Source organism: Mycobacterium sp. MMS18-G62 (assembly GCF_053877835.1).
On record NZ_CM132662.1, the window covers coordinates 5,568,080 to 5,586,373 of the forward strand.

General features: G+C 64.8%; 16 protein-coding genes. 11 read left to right on the forward strand and 5 right to left on the reverse strand.

Annotation, left to right across the window (positions count from 1 at the left end; genetic code table 11):
- Positions 1–130: 130 nt before the first annotated feature.
- The 3 genes from ACWW36_RS27790 (at position 131) to ACWW36_RS27800 (ending at position 5,715) form a co-directional block, all read left to right on the forward strand.
- The gene (locus ACWW36_RS27790) at positions 131–1,927 is read left to right on the forward strand and encodes a peroxidase family protein (protein WP_456139134.1); all 1,797 of its coding nucleotides are present in this window, start codon (positions 131–133) and stop codon (positions 1,925–1,927) included.
- A complete protein-coding gene (locus tag ACWW36_RS27795; protein WP_456139135.1) occupies positions 1,924–3,042 on the forward strand; it encodes a catalase family protein in 1,119 nt (372 codons plus the stop codon). Before ACWW36_RS27790 ends, ACWW36_RS27795 begins: the two co-directional genes overlap by 4 nt.
- 72 nt (positions 3,043–3,114) lie before the next feature.
- Complete coding sequence (locus ACWW36_RS27800; RefSeq protein WP_456139136.1) at positions 3,115–5,715, forward strand: LuxR C-terminal-related transcriptional regulator; 2,601 nt, start codon at positions 3,115–3,117, stop codon at positions 5,713–5,715.
- Positions 5,716–5,725: 10 nt separating this feature from the next.
- On the opposite strand, the gene ACWW36_RS27805 is transcribed toward ACWW36_RS27800, so the two are convergent.
- From ACWW36_RS27805 to ACWW36_RS27820, 4 genes are all read right to left on the reverse strand, one after another.
- On the reverse strand, positions 5,726–5,935 hold the full coding sequence (locus ACWW36_RS27805; RefSeq protein WP_456139137.1) for a hypothetical protein: 210 nt from the start codon (positions 5,933–5,935) through the stop codon (positions 5,726–5,728).
- A gap of 96 nt (positions 5,936–6,031) precedes the next feature.
- Positions 6,032–6,856 carry an ATP-binding cassette domain-containing protein gene (locus ACWW36_RS27810; protein ID WP_456139138.1) on the reverse strand — a complete coding sequence of 275 codons (825 nt, stop codon included), beginning with the start codon at positions 6,854–6,856 and terminating at the stop codon, positions 6,032–6,034.
- Between the two features lie 3 nt (positions 6,857–6,859).
- Positions 6,860–7,918 (reverse strand): ABC transporter permease, encoded by a 1,059-nt coding sequence (locus ACWW36_RS27815; protein WP_456139139.1) that lies wholly within the window; start codon positions 7,916–7,918, stop codon positions 6,860–6,862.
- A gap of 25 nt (positions 7,919–7,943) precedes the next feature.
- A complete protein-coding gene (locus ACWW36_RS27820) occupies positions 7,944–8,933 on the reverse strand; it encodes a substrate-binding domain-containing protein (protein WP_456139140.1) in 990 nt (329 codons plus the stop codon).
- A 158-nt stretch (positions 8,934–9,091) separates the two neighbouring features.
- Between ACWW36_RS27820 and ACWW36_RS27825 the strand changes: the two genes are divergently transcribed.
- A complete protein-coding gene (locus tag ACWW36_RS27825; RefSeq protein ID WP_456139141.1) occupies positions 9,092–9,865 on the forward strand; it encodes a TIM barrel protein in 774 nt (257 codons plus the stop codon).
- 73 nt (positions 9,866–9,938) lie between these two features.
- On the opposite strand, the gene ACWW36_RS27830 is transcribed toward ACWW36_RS27825, so the two are convergent.
- The gene (locus ACWW36_RS27830) at positions 9,939–10,721 is read right to left on the reverse strand and encodes a GntR family transcriptional regulator (protein ID WP_456139142.1); all 783 of its coding nucleotides are present in this window, start codon (positions 10,719–10,721) and stop codon (positions 9,939–9,941) included.
- Between the two features lie 102 nt (positions 10,722–10,823).
- Between ACWW36_RS27830 and iolC the strand changes: the two genes are divergently transcribed.
- The 7 genes from iolC to ACWW36_RS27865 are packed head-to-tail and all read left to right on the forward strand — an operon-like array spanning position 10,824 to position 18,294.
- Positions 10,824–11,795: a 5-dehydro-2-deoxygluconokinase gene (gene iolC, locus ACWW36_RS27835; RefSeq protein WP_456139143.1), complete on the forward strand. Its 972-nt coding sequence runs from the start codon at positions 10,824–10,826 to the stop codon at positions 11,793–11,795.
- Positions 11,788–12,669: a Cgl0159 family (beta/alpha)8-fold protein gene (locus tag ACWW36_RS27840; RefSeq protein ID WP_456139144.1), complete on the forward strand. Its 882-nt coding sequence runs from the start codon at positions 11,788–11,790 to the stop codon at positions 12,667–12,669. The genes iolC and ACWW36_RS27840 overlap by 8 nt, the downstream gene beginning before the upstream one ends.
- A 4-nt stretch (positions 12,670–12,673) precedes the next feature.
- A complete protein-coding gene (gene iolB / locus ACWW36_RS27845) occupies positions 12,674–13,540 on the forward strand; it encodes a 5-deoxy-glucuronate isomerase (protein ID WP_456139145.1) in 867 nt (288 codons plus the stop codon).
- Between the two features lies 1 nt (position 13,541).
- The gene (iolD, locus tag ACWW36_RS27850) at positions 13,542–15,476 is read left to right on the forward strand and encodes a 3D-(3,5/4)-trihydroxycyclohexane-1,2-dione acylhydrolase (decyclizing) (RefSeq protein WP_456139146.1); all 1,935 of its coding nucleotides are present in this window, start codon (positions 13,542–13,544) and stop codon (positions 15,474–15,476) included.
- A gap of 16 nt (positions 15,477–15,492) precedes the next feature.
- On the forward strand, positions 15,493–16,395 hold the full coding sequence (locus tag ACWW36_RS27855) for a sugar phosphate isomerase/epimerase family protein (protein WP_456139147.1): 903 nt from the start codon (positions 15,493–15,495) through the stop codon (positions 16,393–16,395).
- Between the two features lie 13 nt (positions 16,396–16,408).
- Positions 16,409–17,419 (forward strand): Gfo/Idh/MocA family protein, encoded by a 1,011-nt coding sequence (locus tag ACWW36_RS27860; RefSeq protein ID WP_456139148.1) that lies wholly within the window; start codon positions 16,409–16,411, stop codon positions 17,417–17,419.
- Complete coding sequence (locus tag ACWW36_RS27865) at positions 17,419–18,294, forward strand: sugar phosphate isomerase/epimerase family protein (protein ID WP_456139149.1); 876 nt, start codon at positions 17,419–17,421, stop codon at positions 18,292–18,294. The genes ACWW36_RS27860 and ACWW36_RS27865 overlap by 1 nt, the downstream gene beginning before the upstream one ends.

The following is an 18,294-nucleotide window of genomic DNA, read 5'->3' on the forward strand; positions in this document are numbered from 1 at the left end:
CTGGCACCGGCATGTTCGCGGGCTGGATAACAAAGCGGATCCAGGAAAATCGAGTAGTGCACTACGCGCGTGTCTTGTCTTTCCTGCTGCAAAGATCGCAGTTACAGACAACGACACAGGGGGCAGCGTGATGATTAGGGTGCTGGCCCGGCTCCTGTCATGGGTCGCCGGCAAGGTGGATCAATTCGTCGGCTGGTCGAAGTTGCCGACCGTGCTGGCGGTACCGGTGTTGATCGGACTTCGCGCCCAGCTGCGGGCGAAGAATCTCCACGACACCCGCAACCCCAACTCCCAGGAGTCCGGCGCCGACGACCCCGATGCCGCGAGCCACGTCGGCGCCCGGACGATCACCGGGGCCTACAACAACCTCGACGATCCCCTCGTTGGGGCAGTCGGATGCCGATTCGGCCGCAATGTCCCGCTGACTCACGTGTACCGCGAGGAGCCCGAGCAGTTACTGGACCCCAACCCGCGCCTGATCAGCCGTCGCCTCCTTACCCGCGAAGAGTTCCAGCCCGCCACCACGTTGAATATGCTCGCCGCGGCGTGGATCCAGTTCGAGGTGCACGACTGGTTGAGTCACGGCTCGCTCGACGCTCAGCCGTTCGATATTCCCCTTGAATCCGACGATCCGTGGCCGACGCCGCCGATGACCATCAAGCGGACAGAGCCCGATCCCCAACCGGACGGCTGGGGGCCGACGACATTCGTAACCCGGGACAGCCATTGGTGGGATGGATCGCAGATCTACGGTACAACAAAGGATTTCGCGGAGGCCGTTCGCACGTGGCAATGCGGTCATCTACACATCGACTCACAAGGGCTGGCTCCTTTGGAAAGTGACCAGTTCCTGGATCCGAACGGGCCTGCGGGCAACTTCTGGCTGGGTCTGGCGATCCTGCACTCGCTGTTCATGCGCGAACACAACGCGATATGCGACCACCTCGCGGCGAAATATCCCGAGATGAACGATCAAGAGCTCTACGACAAGGCGCGACTTGTCAACGCGGCATTGATGGCCAAGATTCACACGGTCGACTGGACGCCTGCGATCATCGCGCACCCGACCACAGTCTTCGCCCTGCGCGCCAACTGGTTTGGCGTTCTCGGCGAGAGATTCAGCAAGCGGTTCGGACGGCTCAGCGACAGCGAAATTCTGCACGGCATACCGGGATCACCGACCAACGATCACGGTGTGCCCTATTCACTGACCGAGGAGTTCGTCGCGGTCTACCGGATGCATCCGCTGATGCCCGACGACTACGTCTTCCGCTCCGTGGCCGACGACTCGGAACTTGCGAGCCACGAATTGCCCGATCTGACGGTGAACCACGTCCGTCAGCGGCTCACGGAGCTGTCGATGGCCGACATCTTCTATTCGTTCGGCCGGTCGAATCCCGGTGCCATCACGCTGCACAACTTCCCGCGACACATGCAGGAGTTCCGCAAGTTCGATGACTCCCTCGTCGACCTTGCGGCCATCGACGTCCTTCGGGTCCGCGAGCGCGGAGTCCCGCGGTACAACGAATTCCGGCGAATGTTCCGCCTAAAACCCGCTTCCACGTTCGAAGAGCTCACCGACAACCCCGTGTGGGCGGAAGAACTGCGGCGGATCTACGGCGACGTCGAGCGCGTCGACTTGATGATCGGTATGTACGCAGAGCCCAAGCCGCCGGGATTTGGGTTCAGCGACACCGCTTTTCGTGTCTTCGTGTTGATGGCGTCGCGGCGCCTGGAAAGCGATCGCTTCTTCACCACCGACTTTCGCCCCGAGATCTACACCCAGGCCGGCATGGATTGGGTCAAGAACAACACGATGCGAGACGTGCTCCTGCGCCACTTTCCGTCGCTGGAGCCCGCCCTGCGCGGCGTCAAGAACCCGTTTGCGCCGTGGGTGCCGGTCTGGAACGAAGGGAACTCACGATGACCGACGTAGCGCAATCCCTCGACTCGAGGTTCGTCCCGTATTGGGACAACTTGGAGCAGCCCCGGCCCGACGAAGATCAGCTCGTCAAGCAGATCGCCGACAAGCTCGCAGGCAACAACCGGTGGGCGTTCAAGAAATATCGTCACGGCATCCGCGATGCGCACGCCAAGAGCCACGGCATCCTGCGCGGCGAACTGACCATCTACCCGGACCTGCCGGAGCCGTATCGCCAGGGACTCTTCGCGACACCGGGGCCGTATCCGGTCATCGCCAGGCTATCCAGCACCTCCGGCGCCCTCCGCAGCGACGAGACGCGCGGCATCCGCGGTCTCGGGATCAAAGTGCTTGGGGTGAAGGGCGAACGGTCGCTGGCCGACGACACCGCGACGACACAGGACTTCATCCTCGTCACCCACCGCGAGTTCCCGTTCCCCGACGCACACGCCTACCTCAAGCGCGGCATGCCGTTCGCCGTTCTGCTGGCGCGCCTGCCGGACTCCGTCCTCAAGCTCTTCGGGGAAGTGCTGGGCAAGATCCGGCCGATCCTCGAATTCTTCGGCGGATCCCTGCCGGCGACATTGGACCTGTTCAGCCATCCCAACACCCACATTCTGGGTTTGACGTTCTTCTCGTCGGCGCCGCTGCGGCACGGCAACTACGTCGCCAAACTGCTTCTGGCGCCGTTGTCGGACAACGTCAAGGCATTCGTTGGCCAACCCGTGCCGGCCGACGCAGGACCGGAAGCCTTCCGTGACATGGTGCTCGATTTCTTCACCAAGAACAGCGCCGAGTACGAACTGCGGGTGCAGCTGTGCACCAATCCCGTGACGATGCCCATCGAGGATGCGACCGTGGCGTGGCCCGAGGAGGAATCCCCCCACATCGGCGTCGCCAAGATCACGTTCGGTGAACAGAACCCCTGCACCGATACCCGTCGAGCCTTCGGTGATGACGTGTTGTCGTACAACTCGTGGCGCGGGCTGGCGGCTCACCGCCCCCTCGGATCGATCAATCGGCTAAAAAAGCTGGTCTACGAGGCGTCGAGCGACTTCCGGCACCGCGTGAACAACGTCGCGCGGGTGGAACCCACCGATATCTCGGAGCTACCCGACTAGCAGCAAATTCGCTGGACGCCGTGCGTGCCATTCGCAAAGCACTGTCCGCCCCGGCAACCTAAACTCTGCTCCATGGCGGCGCGCTGGCAATTGCTTGATCGCCCGGCGGAGTTCGACGCGATTCGGTCCACAGTGACCGGCACTGGAGGCGGCGTCGTTTTGGTCGGGGCCGCCGGCGTCGGCAAAACCACCCTTGCTCGCGCGGTTACCGCGTCACTGGGTTCGGACGTGCAGTGGGTCGGCTGCACCGAGTCATCGCGCAGCATCCCGCTCGGCGTGTTCGCTCACCGGATACCGCCGTCCGGATCGCGTGACCCGGTCGCCCTTCTGGCCGCCGCGCGCGCGTCGATCCTCGAACGCCCCGGGACCGTGATCGGGGTCGATGATGCGCATCTTCTCGACCAGCTCTCGTCGACGCTGATACATCAGATAGCGATCGAGCGAGCGGGCCACATCGTGGCGACCGTGCGCAGTGGAGAACCGGTACCCGACGCCGTCACCGCATTGTGGAAAGACAACCACCTCCGGCGTTTTGAGCTGATGCCGTTCTCCAAAGAGCAGAGCATCTCGCTGGTCGAGGCCGTTCTCGGCGGGACGCTGGAAGGCCTTTCGGCCGACGTCATGTGGGACGCGTCCGGCGGTAATCCGCTGTTCCTGCGCCATATGGTCGAGGGCGCAGTCGATGCCGGCTCCCTCACCGAGGTCGACGGAGTCTGGCAACTGCGCGGACGAGCGGTCGTCCCGTCCGGTCTCGCTGCGCTGCTTGAGGATCGCCTCGATCACGCCGGCGACGACGTGGTGAACGCACTGAAGTTCCTCGCGCTGTGCGAGCCGCTCGACATCGACGCGCTGTCCGAACTGGCAGGCGAAGATGCCGTCGATGCCGCCGAAGTCGGCGGGCTGATCCGCATTGCGCAGGACGGCCCGTCACTCAATGCCCGGTTCAGTCACCCGCTGTACGGCGACGTCGTGCGGCGTCGTGTGGGGACCGCGTCCGCGCGCCGACTCCGCGGACACATCGTCAAAGTGCTGCGCCACCAAGAACTGGACACCGCCGCCAACCGTCTTCGACTGGCTCAGCTGTCCATCGACAGCGATCAACCGGTAGACACAGACCTTCTGATCGCGGCGACCAAGGATGCGATCTTCCTGTCCAACGTTCCGCTAGGCGAACATCTCGCCAGGGCCGCGTTTGAGCGCGATGGCGGACTGCAAGCCGCCGAACTGTTGTCGCGCGCACTGCTGTGGCAGGGCCATCCGGTGGAAGCCGAAAAAGTCCTCGCGCAGTTTTCGCCCGACGACCTTGACGAGCTGCAGGTCGTGTTGTGGGGCATTCCGCGCCTGTCCATCCTGTTCTGGTCCATGGGCGAAGTCGAACGGGCCCACCAAGTGCTGGACCTGCTACGCGAACGCGTCCAACACCCCAGCCTCAAGCTCGTCGTCGAGGCAACCGGATCCGCAATGGCGGTGCACGAGAACAAGATCGACGAAGGCATTGCGGCGGCCCAAGCTGTGCTGTCCGACCCGCATGCTCCGAAACAGGCGGTTGACTTTGCGGCATTCGCCGCGGGACTGGCGATGCCGGTCGCCGGCCGTGGAGGTGACTTCGAACCGATCTCGGCACGGTGCCGCTCTGAGCAGAAGGCGACCGACGGCATGATCCGCGTCATGGTTCGCTACTGCGACGTTCTCGCGCTGACCTACGCCGGCGAACTGGATGTCGCCGACCAGCGCGCCGCCGATTACGAGCAGTTCTCGTCGGAAGGCCAATTCCTGGGATGGGCGATCGCCAAGATCACGTCCGGCCTGGTCGCCACGCATCGCGGCCGCTTTCTCGAGGCCATCTCCGCCATCGAGCAGGCCCTCGCCGCGTTGGCGGCCGAAGCGTCGCTGCCGTGGCGGCTGCCGGCACGGCTGTTGCTGGCCCGCGCGTACGCGGCGATGGGCAACATCGAGCAGGCCGAGCGTGTGCTGGCCGATGCCAAAGAACACAGCGGACCGTTCGTCGCGCTTCACGAACCTCACCGGCTGATCGCCAAGGCATGCCTGGCCGCGGCCAAGACTGGCGAGCGTTCGGGAATCGAATTAGCCCGTGAGGCAGCAGATTTGGCGCACCGATCGGGTCAGTACGCGGTAGAGGCAGAGGCGTTGCACCACGCCGCCAGATTCGGTGACCGCACCGTTGCGGGTCGCTTGGCGGCGCTCGGCGACCGCGTGAGCGGCCCCGTTATCGCGCTGCAAGCCCGTCACGCTGCGGCCGTCGCGGACCGTGACGCCCAGGCTCTTGACGTGATCAGCGCCGAGTTCGAAGCCGCCGGATTGATGTTGTCGGCGGCGGATTCGGCGGCGCAGGCCGTCCCGCTACACGACCGCGCCGGTGAACGATCCAAGAGTTCGGCGTCTTCAGCGCGCGCACTGCGGCTAGCGGCCCAATGCGGTGGCGCGGCCACGCCCGCCATCCGGTCGGCGGCCCGACCCCTGCCGGTGTCCTCGCGGGAGCGCGAGGTCGCTGGGCTGGTCGCGGCGGGACTGTCTAACCGCGAGATTGCCGACCAGCTGACCGTGTCCGTTCGCACGGTTGAGGGCCACATCTACCGCGCCTGCATCAAGCTCGACGCCGCGGATCGCGACGAACTCGCGAGGATCGTGCGCCCGGACACCGGCACGGCGTAGGCCCGGTCGATTACTCCGCTGCGGCGGTGCCGACGCCGGGGACGCGCCGACGCGGGGGATGCGCCTTGCTCAGCGGGCGTCTCCGATTGCTCGCGGGCGCGGCACGCCGTTCGTGCCACCGAAGCCGCAGCATCAACAGATTGCGATGTGCCCGCCACCCCACCGACAGCGGGTCACGCCACAGGTGCGTGCGAGCTTTCGATTCAGGTTCTATGTGCACGATTCCCATTGTGCCGTCTCGGCGCGACGCGGGCTGCGATGGCACGCTGCCAACCGATGTCGCTACGGTGAATTGACGCCGAACTGTGACCTGGTGTTATGTGCCTTTACCGCGCAATTCGTGAGACAGCGCCTCGAGCTCGTCGCCACCCGCCATCTCCTGCGTGAGGTGCTCAAGCGTGATGTCGTCGTACGTGCAATCGAGCTTCTGACGACCGCGGTTGAGCAGGACGAAGTGGTCGCCCACCATGTGCGCATGGTGCGGGTTGTGCGTGATGAACACCACACCGAAACCGGCTTCCTTGGCCGCGGTGATGTACTTCAGCACCACGCCCGACTGCTTGACGCCGAGGGCGGCCGTCGGCTCGTCGAGAATCAGCACCCGCGCACCGAAGAACACCGCCCGAGCGATCGCTACGCACTGCCGCTGGCCGCCCGACAACGAGCCGATCGGCACGTCGACGTCGGGCAGGTCGATTCCCATCTTCGACAGCTCGGTCAGTGTGGTGGCGCGCATCGCGTTGGAGTCCAGCGACCACGGGAAACCCTTCTTCCGGATTTCCTGCCCCAGGAAGAAGTTGCGCCACACCGGCATTAGCGGCACCACTGCGAGGTTCTGATAGACCGTCGCGATGCCCTTACCGAGCGAATCTTTTGGAGAGCCGAACCTGGTCGACTCGCCGTCGACGAGCAACTCACCGTCAGTCTGTGGGTGGTAGCCGGCGATGATCTTGATCAGCGTCGACTTGCCTGCACCGTTGTCGCCCAGGATCCCTGTGACCTGACCGGCATGCACGCGTAGCGAGATGTCTTTGAGCGCAGTGATATTGCCGTATGTCTTGGAGACATTCTTCAATTCGACCAACGGCACCTTGCCACCGGACGGGGCTTCATCCACAGGACGATCGACTGTTGCAGTCATCGGTCACCTCTTCGCGGCGTAGTTGCGGAATGCGTTGTTGGCGATCACCGCGAACAGCAGCATCACGCCCATGAAGAACTTGAACCAGTCGGGATTCCAGCCTGCGTACACGATGCCCTGTTGCACCATGCCGAAGATGAACGCACCGATTGCCGCGCCGATCGCCGTGCCATAACCACCGGTCAACAGGCAGCCGCCGATCACTGCGGCGATGATGTAGATGAATTCGTTGCCGACGCCCTGACCGGACTGCACGGTATTGAACGAGAACAGCAGATGCATCCCGGCGAACCAGGCGCAGAAGCCGACGAACATGAACAGGCCGATCTTCACCATCGTCACCGGAACGCCAACGGCCCGTGCGCTTTCCTGGTCTCCGCCGACGGCGAATATCCAGTTGCCGATGCGAGTCTTGAACAAGACATAGGTGGCGACGGCAGTGAACAGCAGCCACCAGAACACGGTGATGCGCACGTCGACGCCGAAGATCGACCACGTCGACGAGAACACCTTCTGCGCGGAATCCCAGCCCTGCATGTCGTTCACGCTCGGCGTCGCGACCTGACCCGAAATGAGTTTGGTCACTGCGAGATTGATGCCCGTGAGCATCAGCAGCGTGCCCAACGTGATCAAAAAGCTTGGGATCTTGGTCTTCATCACCAAGTACCCGTTGAAGAATCCGATGGCCAAGGCGACTATCAGTGCCAGCGCCGCTCCTGCCCACAGGTTCAAATGCAGGTTGTAGGCCAGCATCGAGGCCGCAAGCGAACTCGTGGTCACGGCAACGCCCGACGACAGGTCGAACTCGCCACCGATCATCAGCAGCGCGACCGCGCACGCCATGATCCCGATCGTCGAGCTGGCGTACAGCACGGTCGCCAGCGCCTCCGGCGCGCGGAACGGTGGGGCGACGATGAGGAAGAAGACGAATATCGCGACCGCACCGATCGCCGCGCCCATCTCGGGGCGAATGAGCAAGCGTTGCGCACGGTTTCGTTCCTTGATTCGTTCGTCGCGAACGATCTTGTGACTGGCGACGTCGACGTCGGGTGTGGTTGTCATGCTTCGCTCTTTCCTGCGCGGCGGCTCATCGGGTCCCGGACTTGGCCAACTCGGAAACGGCATCGATGTTCGTCTGATCGATGAACGACGGGCCGGTCAGGGTGGCTTGTCCGCCACCGACCAGGTTCTTGTTGTTCAGATACAGCCACAGTGAGTCGATGGCCAGATACCCCTGCAGGAAGGGCTGCTGGTCGACCGCCCACTGCACCTTGCCGCCCTTGATCGCGTCGACGAGCGCGGCATTGGTGTCGAACGTGACGACCTTCGCCGAACTACCGGCATTGCCGACGGACTGCACTGCGGCCAACGCGATCGGCGCGCCCAGCGCGACAACGTGGTCGACGGACGGATCCTGCTGAAGCTTGGCGGTGATGGTCGATTCCACCGATGGCATGTCCTTGCTGTTGACGTTCAGGATCTCGGACTGCCCTTTGAAGCCCTGCTTCACACCGGCGCAGCGTGATTCGAGCGCCACCTGGCCCTGCTCCTGGATGACGCAGATGACCTTCTTGGCGCCGTCCGCGTTGAGACGTTCGCCCGCGGAGATCCCGGCGAGCTTCTCGTCTTGCCCGAAGTACTCCTGCACGCCCATCGCCTTCCAGTTGTCGAAGCCCGAGTTGAACGCGACGACGGGAATGCCCGCGTTCAGCGCGGCCTTGACGGCGGGTGCCATCGCGTCCGGTTTGGCCAGCGTCAGGGCGATGCCGTTGACCTTGCTGTCGATGGCGCTTTGCACCAGGTTCGCCTGGTTCGGCGCCTCAGGATCGTTGGAGTAACGCAGCTCGATGTTGTCCTTGTCGGCCGCAGCCTGGGCACCCTTGCGGATCAGATCCCAGAATGAGTCGCCGGGCACCTCGTGGGTGATCATCGCGACCGTCGCGCGCGGCGTGTTCGCGGTGCCGGCCCCCATGCCGTTGCCCGTCTCGCGGGGCTTGCCCCCGGTGCTTGAACAGGACGCGATCCCAACCACGAGCACGCTCGCCCCGGCGATTGCCGCGAGCCGGCTGAACCTCATTGTTTCTCCTCGCTCTAGAGTGCGGCGCGACACGCCCCTCAAAAGTCGATGTAATACGGCTCACACCCGAAAGTCAATACTTTGTTCGGACATTAGGACTGCATATCAAATGTTAGGGTGCCGTCCATGCTGGTCAGGGCGAGAGAGGTGACAAAGCCATGAGCGAGCTGGAGCTAGCGGTCTGCTCAGAGATGGTCTTCACCGACCTGCCGATCGTCGACCGGATCAGGCGCATCGACGACATGGGCTTCGCGGTCGAGATCTGGAGCTGGCACGACAAGGACCTGCAGGCGCTGGCAGGCACGGGCGCGCGGTTCTCGTCGATGACCGGATACCTGCACGGTGACCTGATCGATCCGCAGACCGCCGACGAGGTAGTGCGCACTGCCGAGCTGTCGATCAAAGCGGCTGAAACACTTGGCATCCCGCGGCTCAATCTGCACACCGCCGAGCTGGTGGACGGGAAGGCGGCCCGCCCGCGGTACCGGGCGACCGGCGAGATGTGGGCGACGGCGATCCGCACGCTGGAGCGCATCGGCGAGCTCGGCGCGGCGGCCGCTGTGACGTTCTGCGTGGAGAACCTCAACACAATCGTCGACCATCCCGGCGTTCCGCTGGCTCGCGCGAAGGACACGCTTGCTTTGGTCGAGGCCGTCGACCATCCGAATGTGAAGATGATGCTCGACCTGTACCACGCGCAGATCGGCGAAGGGAATCTCATCGAGTTGGTGCGCCGCTGCGGCGCGGCGATCGGCGAAATTCAGGTCGCCGACGTGCCAGGCCGCTGCGAACCGGGCACCGGCGAAATCAACTATCCGGCGATCGCGAAGGCGTTGCGGGACATGGGCTTTGCGGGCACCGTGGGGATGGAGGCCTGGGCGTCGGACGACAGTGTCGCCGCACTGGAAGCGTTCCGAAGCGCGTTCGGCTAGTTGTGCGAGCAGACGCAAAAGGCGCCATTTTCCGGCGTGTCGGGGGAGCTTTCCGTCTGTTCGCGGAAGATGGTTAGCGATCAACCAGCGTGGTGTCGAAGTAGTAGCGCGACGCGCGGTAGCAGTGCATGCCGAATTCCACCGCGCTGCCCGAGTCGTCGAACGCGGTGCGCGACATGGTCAGCAGTGGCGCGTTGGGTTTCTCGTCCAGAAGTTTCGCCTCGGATCGGGTGGCGCCCCGCGCGCCAATCCGCTGGCGCGCCAGCCGAATGTGCACACCACGCGCACGCAGCGCCTGGTACAGCCCGTTGCTCTCGAGCTCGTCGGCATCCGGCGCGATCTCGACCGGCAGGTGATTGGTCATCACGGCCAGCGGCTCGCCGTTGGCGCACCGAAGCCGGTGAATGGACACGACGTCACGGTCGCTGGACAGACTGAGCTCGCGGGCGACCTCTTCGTCGGGAGGGCCGACGCGGTAGTCGAGAAGTTTCGTGGTCGGCTCCTGGCCGGCGCGGGCCAGGTCGTCGAAAAGGCTCGTCAGCTCGACGCGGCGGTGCACGGGATTCTGCACCACCTGCGTGCCCACTCCGCGCTTGCGCACGAGCAGGCCCTTGTCGACGAGTTCCTGGATGGCGCGGCGAGTGGTCGGCCGCGACAAGGTCAGCCGCTTTGCCAGGGCCAACTCGTTTTCGAAACGGTCACCGGGCGCCAGCTCGCCGTCGCGGATCGCCGCCTCAATCGCTTGCGCGAGCTGATAGTAGAGAGGCACAGGGCTGGACCTGTCGAGCTCCACCGTCAGGGGCACGTCGTCTCCGATCTCGGGTTGGACCAGATAACAGTAGCTGCATCCTAACATCGCATGATCGAAAGATAGAATGTCAGGACAAACTATTGACAGGGCCGAGTGACGCGGGGCACAGTCGATATCGAGCAATCACCTACCTTCGGAAGGCCGACTTTGAGTAGCACGCAGGCTTTTGACGTCCTCGCCATCGGGCGCTGCGGCGTCGACATCTATCCCCTGCAAATCGGCGTGGGCCTGGAGGACGTCCAAACCTTCGGCAAGTTCCTGGGTGGCAGCGCCGCCAACGTCACGGTGGCCGCCGCCCGCCTTGGCAACCGCGCCGCGCTGATCTCCGGCGTCGGCGACGACCCGTTCGGCAGGTTCGTGCGCGGCGAGCTCGCGAGGCTGGGTGTCGACAACCGCTACGTGGCGACCCACGACGCATATCCGACGCCGGTCACGTTCTGCGAGATCTTCCCTCCGGACAACTTCCCGCTCTACTTCTACCGCCGCCCCAGCGCCCCCGATCTGCAAGTGCGTCCCGACGAGATCGATGCCGACGCGGTGCGCTCGGCGCGACTGTACTGGTCGACTGTGACAGGCTTGTCCGAAGAGCCAAGCCGCAGCGCACATTTCGCCGCATGGGAGGCACGCCAGCGCAAACCGTTCACCGTGCTCGACCTGGACTACCGGCCGATGTTCTGGGAGTCGCCCGCCGCGGCCACCGAACAAGTACAGAAAGCGCTGCCCCACGTGACGGTCGCCGTCGGCAACCGCGAAGAGTGCGAGATCGCCGTCGGTGAATCCAACCCGCGCAAGGCGGCCGAAGCACTGTTGGATTTCGGCGTCGAACTGGCCATCGTCAAGCAGGGCCCCCGCGGTGTGCTTGGCAAGTCCCGGCAGTCGTCGGTCATGGTGGCGCCCAACGAGGTCGACGTGGTCAACGGCCTCGGTGCCGGAGATGCGTTCGGCGGCAGCCTATGTCACGGCCTACTGCACGGCTGGCCGCTGGAGAAGACACTGCGGTATGCGAATGCGGCGGGTGCCATCGTCGCGTCGCGGCTGGAATGCTCGACAGCCATGCCCACCGCGGCCGAGGTGAGCGAGCTGGCCGAGCAGACCGCCGTGGAGGCCGTCAATGTCTGAAGCCCTATGTAAGGACTACGCCGCGATCACCGAGCTGCGGGCCACCGACCCCGGCGCCATCGCGCGCGCCTGGCAGGATCGCACCACCCGACCGACGGTGCGCGGCAACGGCAGGCTGATGATCGTCGCAGCCGATCACCCCGCCCGCGGCGCCCTCGCCGTTGGCTCTCGGCCTACCGCGATGAACAGCCGCACCGACCTGCTCGACCGACTGTGCGCGGCGCTGGCCGATCCCGGTGTGGACGGCGTTCTGGCGACCGCCGACATCCTCGATGACCTGCTGCTGCTCGGAGCGCTGGACGACAAGGTGGTGTTCTCGTCCATGAACCGCGGCGGCCTGGCCGGCGCACGGTTCGAGCTCGACGACCGGATGACGGCGGCGACCGCGGAGGCCACCGCCGCCGCCAAGATGAATGGCGGAAAGATGTTGTGCCGCATCGATCTTGACGATCCTGGCAGCGTCGCCACGCTCGAAGTCTGTGCACGCGCGATCGACGAACTCGCCTCGTATGGGCTGATCGCCATGGTCGAGCCCTTCATGTCGACCCGCGTCGACGGCAAGGTGCGCAACGACCTGTCCCCCGACGCGGTGATCAAGTCCATCCACATCGGTCAGGGGCTGGGTTCGACGTCTGCCTACACCTGGATGAAGCTGCCGGTGGTCGACGAGATGGACAGGGTCATGGAGTCCACGACGCTGCCGACCCTGCTGCTCGGCGGCGATCCCGCCGATCCCGACGAGGCGTTCGCCAGCTGGGAGAAAGCACTCGGCCTACCGTCGGTGCGGGGCCTCATCGTCGGCCGCACGTTGCTGTACCCCGCCGACGACGACGTCAGCTCCGCGGTTGCGACCGCCGTCTCGATGGTGAGGTGAGAGCATGCACAGCAAGTACTACATCCCGGCGCGCAGCGCCACTCCCCCGTACACCGTCGACGTCACTCCAGAATCGGCCGGCTGGACCGAGGCCGGCCTCAAGGTGGTGGAGCTGGTGTCGATGCAGGAACTCACCCTCGACAGCGCTGACACCGAGGTGATGATCCTGCCGCTGGCCGGTCAGGGAACAGTCGAGGCCGACAACGAGGCGTTCGAACTCTCGCCGCGCGCATCGGTTTTCGACGGCCCAGCCGACATGGTCTACGTCGGCACCGGCCAGACCTACACGCTGTGCGGTGAGGGACGCTTCGCGATCTGCGGGGCCAGGGCCAAGCGTCAGCTGCCGAACCGTCGAGTGGCCGCGGCCGACGTACCGGTCGAACTGCGCGGCACCGGTAACTGCAGTCGCCAGGTGCACAACTTCGGCACCGCGGGCGTCTTCGAGGCCGACTCGCTGATCGCCTGCGAGGTCATCACACCTGGCGGCAACTGGTCGAGCTATCCCGCACACAAGCACGACGAGAACACTTCGGTCGAGTCGGCGCTGGAGGAGATCTACTACTTCGAAATCGACTCGGGCCCAGGCGATTCCCGCGGGTTTGGTTATCACCGCGTCTACGGCACACCCGACCGCCCGATCGAGGTTCTCGAAGAGGTCCGCAGCGGCGACGTCGTCCTCGTTCCGCACGGCTACCACGGCCCGTCCGTCGCGGCGCCCGGCTACCACATGTACTACCTGAACGTGATGGCCGGCCCTGGCGAGGAGCGGGCCTGGAAGATCGTCGACGATCCCGAACATGCCTGGCTTCGCGGCACTTGGGAACACCAGGATGTCGATCCCCGGCTGCCCCTGCGTTCACGAGGAGTGTGACGTGGTCTCCAAAGCATCTGCATTCAAGACTCCCGACCGGGAGCCGACCGTGCGACTTACGGTCGGCCAGGCCACGATTCGCTTCCTGGCCAACCAGTACGTCGAACGCGACGGTGAACGGAGCAAGTTCTTCGCCGGCTGCTTCGGCATCTTCGGCCACGGCAACGTGGCCGGCATCGGCCAGGCATTGCTGCAAGCAGAGGTCGACGAGAACGAGCCCAACCTGCGATATGTGTTGGGCCGCAACGAACAAGCCATGGTGCACACCGCCGCGGCGTATGCGCGGCAGAAGGACCGGCTGCAGGCATGGGCCGTGACGGCCAGCATCGGCCCGGGTTCGACGAACATGCTCACCGGCGCCGCATTGGCCACCATCAACCGGTTGCCCGTCCTGTTGTTGGCGTCGGACACCTTCGCCACCCGCGCAAGCGCACCGGTCTTGCAGCAGCTCGAACTGCCGCACGACGGCGAGGTCACCGTCAACGACGCGTTCAAGCCGCTGTCGCGGTTCTTCGACCGGGTGTGGCGGCCCGAGCAGTTGCCCGCTGCGTTGCTGGGCGCGATGCGCGTGCTGACCGACCCGGTGGAGACGGGTGCCGCCACGATCTCGTTGCCCCAGGATGTTCAGGCCGAGGCCTACGACTGGCCGGAATCGCTGTTCGCCGAACGCACGTGGCATATCGCCCGTCCGCTTCCCGAGCGGTCGGTGATCGCGCGCGCCGCCGAGGTGATCCGCTCCGCACGCAAGCCGCTGATCGTTGCCGGCGGCGGCGTCATCTACTCGGGCGCGACCGACACATTGGCAGCGTTCGCCGAACGCACGGGCATTCCGGTCGGAGAGAGCCAGGCCGGTAAGGGCTCCTTGCCGTACGACCATCCGCAGTCGGTCGGCGCGATCGGCTCGACCGGCACCACCGCCGCCAACGCGCTGGCAGCCGACGCCGACGTCGTCATCGGAATCGGCACCCGCTACGGCGATTTCACGACCGCGTCACGCACCGCGTTCAACAATCCCGACGTCAAGTTCGTCAACATCAACGTCGCGTCGTTCGACTCCGTCAAGCAGGGCGCGCTGTCCGTCGTCGCCGACGCTCGAGAAGCCATCGAGGCGCTCGGCGCGGCGTTGGGCGACTACCGCGTCGACGACGAATATCGCTCACGCACAGCAGAACTCGCACGGGAGTGGGACGACACCGTGAGTGCCGCGTACCGCGTCGACGACGACGGCAGCGCGCTGAACCAGAGCCAGGTGATCGGCTTGGCCAACACGCTGTCGGATCCCCGCGACGTCGTCGTATGCGCCGCCGGGTCCATGCCGGGTGACCTGCACAAGCTGTGGCGTACCCGCGACCGCAAGGGCTACCACGTCGAATACGGCTACTCGTGTATGGGATATGAGGTCGCCGGCGGCATCGGCGTTCGGATGGCCGCGCCGGACCGCGACGTGTTCGTGATGGTCGGCGACGGCTCCTATCTGATGATGGCCACCGAACTCGTCACCGCAGTCCAGGAAGGCGTGAAAGTGATCGTGGTTCTCGTGCAGAACCACGGCTTCGCATCGATCGGCTCGCTATCGGAATCGTTGGGCTCACAGCGGTTTGGCACGAGCTACCGCTACCGCGACGAGTCCGGCCGGCTGGCCGGCCCCAAGCTGCCCGTCGACCTCGCCGCCAATGCCGCAAGCCTCGGCGCTGAGGTGATCAAGGTGACCACCGCCGCCGAGTTCACCGACGCGGTCAAGGTGGCCAAGGCCAACGAGCACACCACGGTCATCCACGTCGAGACCGACCCGTTGATCTACGCGCCGGACAGCCAATCGTGGTGGGACGTGCCGGTCAGCGAGACCTCGACGCTCGAGTCGACGCGTGCGGCGTACGAGACATACGCCGAGTGGAAGAAGATCCAGCGCCCGCTCGTGCGCCCTACCGACAGCTAGAAAGGACTATTCATCGATGAGCACCATCCTGGTTGGGTCTGCTCCTGATTCCTGGGGCGTGTGGTTCCCCGACGACCCGAACCAGACTCCCTACAGCCGGTTTCTGGACGAGGTCGCCGAGTCTGGATATCAGTGGATCGAGCTCGGCCCGTACGGCTACCTGCCCACCGACCCGCAGAAGCTGTCCGACGAGCTGGCCGCACGCAACCTCAAGCTGTCGGCGGGCACGGTGTTCGAACATCTGCACCAAGACAATTCGTGGGATGCAGTCTGGAAGCAGATCGAAGACGTCGCCAAGCTCACCGCCGCGGTCGGCGGCAAGCACGTCGTCGTGATCCCGGAGATGTGGCGCGACCCTGCCACCGGCGAGGTGCTCGAAGATCGCAACCTGACTGCCGAGCAGTGGAAGAAGAAGACCCACGGCATGAACGAACTCGGCAAGGCGATGTTCGAAGGCTACGGCGTGCGGGCGCAATACCATCCGCATGCCGACAGCCACGTCGACACCGAGGACAACGTCTACCGCTTCCTCGACGGCACGGATTCAGAATTCGTCAATCTGTGCCTGGACACCGGCCACATCTCCTACTGCGGCGGCGACAACCTCGCGATCATCAACCGTGCCCCGGAGCGCATCGGGTATCTGCATCTCAAGCAGGTCGACCCCGAGGTACGGGCCAAGGTCGAGGCCGAAGACCTCCCATTCGGCGAGGCCGTCAAGCTGGGCGCGATGACCGAACCGCCACGCGGAATCCCGGAGATGCCACCGCTGCTGGCGGCCGTCGAGAAGCTCGGCATCGACGTGTTCGCGATCGTTGAGCAGGACATGTACCCGTGTGACCCCGACCAGCCATTGCCGATCGCCCAACGCACGCGGCGGTATCTCGGGTCGTGCGGTGTTCCGGCCGTGAAGTTCTAGGAGTCGAAAAGCTATGTCAGATTTGCGTATTGCCGTGCTCGGCGTCGGCACGATGGGCGCCGACCACGTCGCACGCATCGCCTCGCGCATCTCGGGGGCCCGTGTCGCCGTCGTGAACGACTACGTGACCGAGAAGGCTCAGGAGGTTGCCGCCTCCGTGCCGGGTGCACGGGTGGCGGCCGATCCGATCGATGCGATTACCGACGACGACGTCGATGCGGTGCTGCTCGCCACTCCGGGCCCGACGCATGAGAAGCAGCTGTTGGCCTGTTTGGAACAGGGCAGGCCTGTGCTGTGCGAGAAGCCGTTGACCACCGATTCGGCGTCCTCCCTTGAGGTGGTGCGGCGCGAGGCGGCGCTTGGCACGCCGCTGATCCAGGTCGGCTTCATGCGCCGTTTCGATCCTGAGTATCAGCAGCTGAAGTTGCTGATCGACGGCGGCGAACTCGGCCAGCCGCTGATGATGCACTGCGCACACCGCAATCCTTCGGTGCCACCGAGTTTCGACTCCGCGATGGTCGTCAGGGATTCGCTGGTGCACGAGGTCGACGTGACACGCTTCCTGCTGGGTGAGGAGATCGCCTCGGTACAGATCATCAAGCCGATGGTCAATCGGCGTGCACCGCGAGGGCTGCAGGATCCGCAGATCGCCATCTTCCAGACGGTCAGCGGCCGGCACGTCGACGTCGAGGTGTTCGTCACCACGGGCGTCGCCTATGAGGTGCGCACCGAGGTCGTCGGTGAACTGGGAAGCGCCACAATCGGTCTCGATGTCGGCCTGGTCCGCAAGTCGGCTCCCGGAAGTTGGGGCGGCCGGATCGCGCCGGGGTTCCGGGAACGATTCGGCACCGCGTACGACATCGAGGTGCAGCGGTGGGTCGACGCCGTGAGATCCGGCGTCAATGTCGACGGACCGACAGCATGGGACGGCTACGCCGCCGCGGCCGTGTGTGAAGCGGGTGTTCGGTCGCTGGAGACCGGCGAGCGCGTCGATGTCGAACTGGCGGAAAGGGTGGGCGCCTGATGAAAATCGCGTTGGATCCCACGCCGTTTCACCACGACTACGAGCTGCTCGACTTTCCGCGCGTCGTCGCGGATTTGGGCTTCGAGTATCTGCAGCTGACCCCGCACCGCGACTTCATTCCGTTCTTCAACCATCCGCGCGCCGACGACGAGCTGGTGGCCAAGTTCCGCAAGGCGTGTGCCGACGTGGGCGTCGGGATCGCGTCGGTGCTGCCGGTGCTGCGCTGGTCGGGGCCCGACGAGGATGCGCGAGAAGCGGCGGTGCGCAACTGGAAACGCGTCGTCCAGATCACCGTCGACCTCGGCGTCAACGTCATCAACACCGAATTCTCCGGGCGCCCCGAGCGCGCAGAGGAATCCGAGCGGGCGTTCTTCCGCTCCATGGAGGAACTGGTGCCGATCTTCGAACGCGAAGGCATCGACGTCCGCATCGACCCACACCCCGACGATTTCGTCGAGGATGGGCTGGAGGCGTTGCGCATCATTCGCGGTGTCAACTCCCCCAACATCGGGATGGTCTACGTTGCCTGCCACAGCTATCACATGGGTGGCAACATGACCGAAATCATGCGCGCCGCATGCGAAAAGCTGCGGCTCGTCCACGTCGCGGACACGATGGATCACCGCCGCAGCCACGGTCTGCGCTACATCACCAATCCGCCGGGCAGCCCGGCGCGGGTGCATCAGCACCTCAAGATCGGTGACGGGGACCTGAACTGGGACGAGTTCTTCGGCGGCCTTGCCGAGATCGGCTTCTACGACCGCCCCGACACCGTGATGGTGTCGTCGGTGTTCGCCGAGGACGAGAACGCCCACGACGTGTCGCGCTACCAACTGAAAACCATGATCGAATACGTGTCGAAGTACAGAAAGTGA

Bases quoted from the DNA above. Each gene is read 5' to 3' on its own strand.
- ACWW36_RS27790 (WP_456139134.1), top strand. From the start codon at position 131: ATGATTAGGGTGCTGGCCCGGCTCCTGTCATGGGTCGCCGGCAAGGTG.
- ACWW36_RS27795 (WP_456139135.1), top strand. From the start codon at position 1,924: ATGACCGACGTAGCGCAATCCCTCGACTCGAGGTTCGTCCCGTATTGG.
- ACWW36_RS27800 (WP_456139136.1), top strand. From the start codon at position 3,115: ATGGCGGCGCGCTGGCAATTGCTTGATCGCCCGGCGGAGTTCGACGCG.
- ACWW36_RS27810 (WP_456139138.1), bottom strand. From the start codon at position 6,856: ATGACTGCAACAGTCGATCGTCCTGTGGATGAAGCCCCGTCCGGTGGC.
- ACWW36_RS27815 (WP_456139139.1), bottom strand. From the start codon at position 7,918: ATGACAACCACACCCGACGTCGACGTCGCCAGTCACAAGATCGTTCGC.
- ACWW36_RS27820 (WP_456139140.1), bottom strand. From the start codon at position 8,933: ATGAGGTTCAGCCGGCTCGCGGCAATCGCCGGGGCGAGCGTGCTCGTG.
- ACWW36_RS27825 (WP_456139141.1), top strand. From the start codon at position 9,092: ATGAGCGAGCTGGAGCTAGCGGTCTGCTCAGAGATGGTCTTCACCGAC.
- ACWW36_RS27830 (WP_456139142.1), bottom strand. From the start codon at position 10,721: ATGTTAGGATGCAGCTACTGTTATCTGGTCCAACCCGAGATCGGAGAC.
- ACWW36_RS27840 (WP_456139144.1), top strand. From the start codon at position 11,788: ATGTCTGAAGCCCTATGTAAGGACTACGCCGCGATCACCGAGCTGCGG.
- iolB (WP_456139145.1), top strand. From the start codon at position 12,674: ATGCACAGCAAGTACTACATCCCGGCGCGCAGCGCCACTCCCCCGTAC.
- ACWW36_RS27855 (WP_456139147.1), top strand. From the start codon at position 15,493: ATGAGCACCATCCTGGTTGGGTCTGCTCCTGATTCCTGGGGCGTGTGG.
- ACWW36_RS27860 (WP_456139148.1), top strand. From the start codon at position 16,409: ATGTCAGATTTGCGTATTGCCGTGCTCGGCGTCGGCACGATGGGCGCC.
- ACWW36_RS27865 (WP_456139149.1), top strand. From the start codon at position 17,419: ATGAAAATCGCGTTGGATCCCACGCCGTTTCACCACGACTACGAGCTG.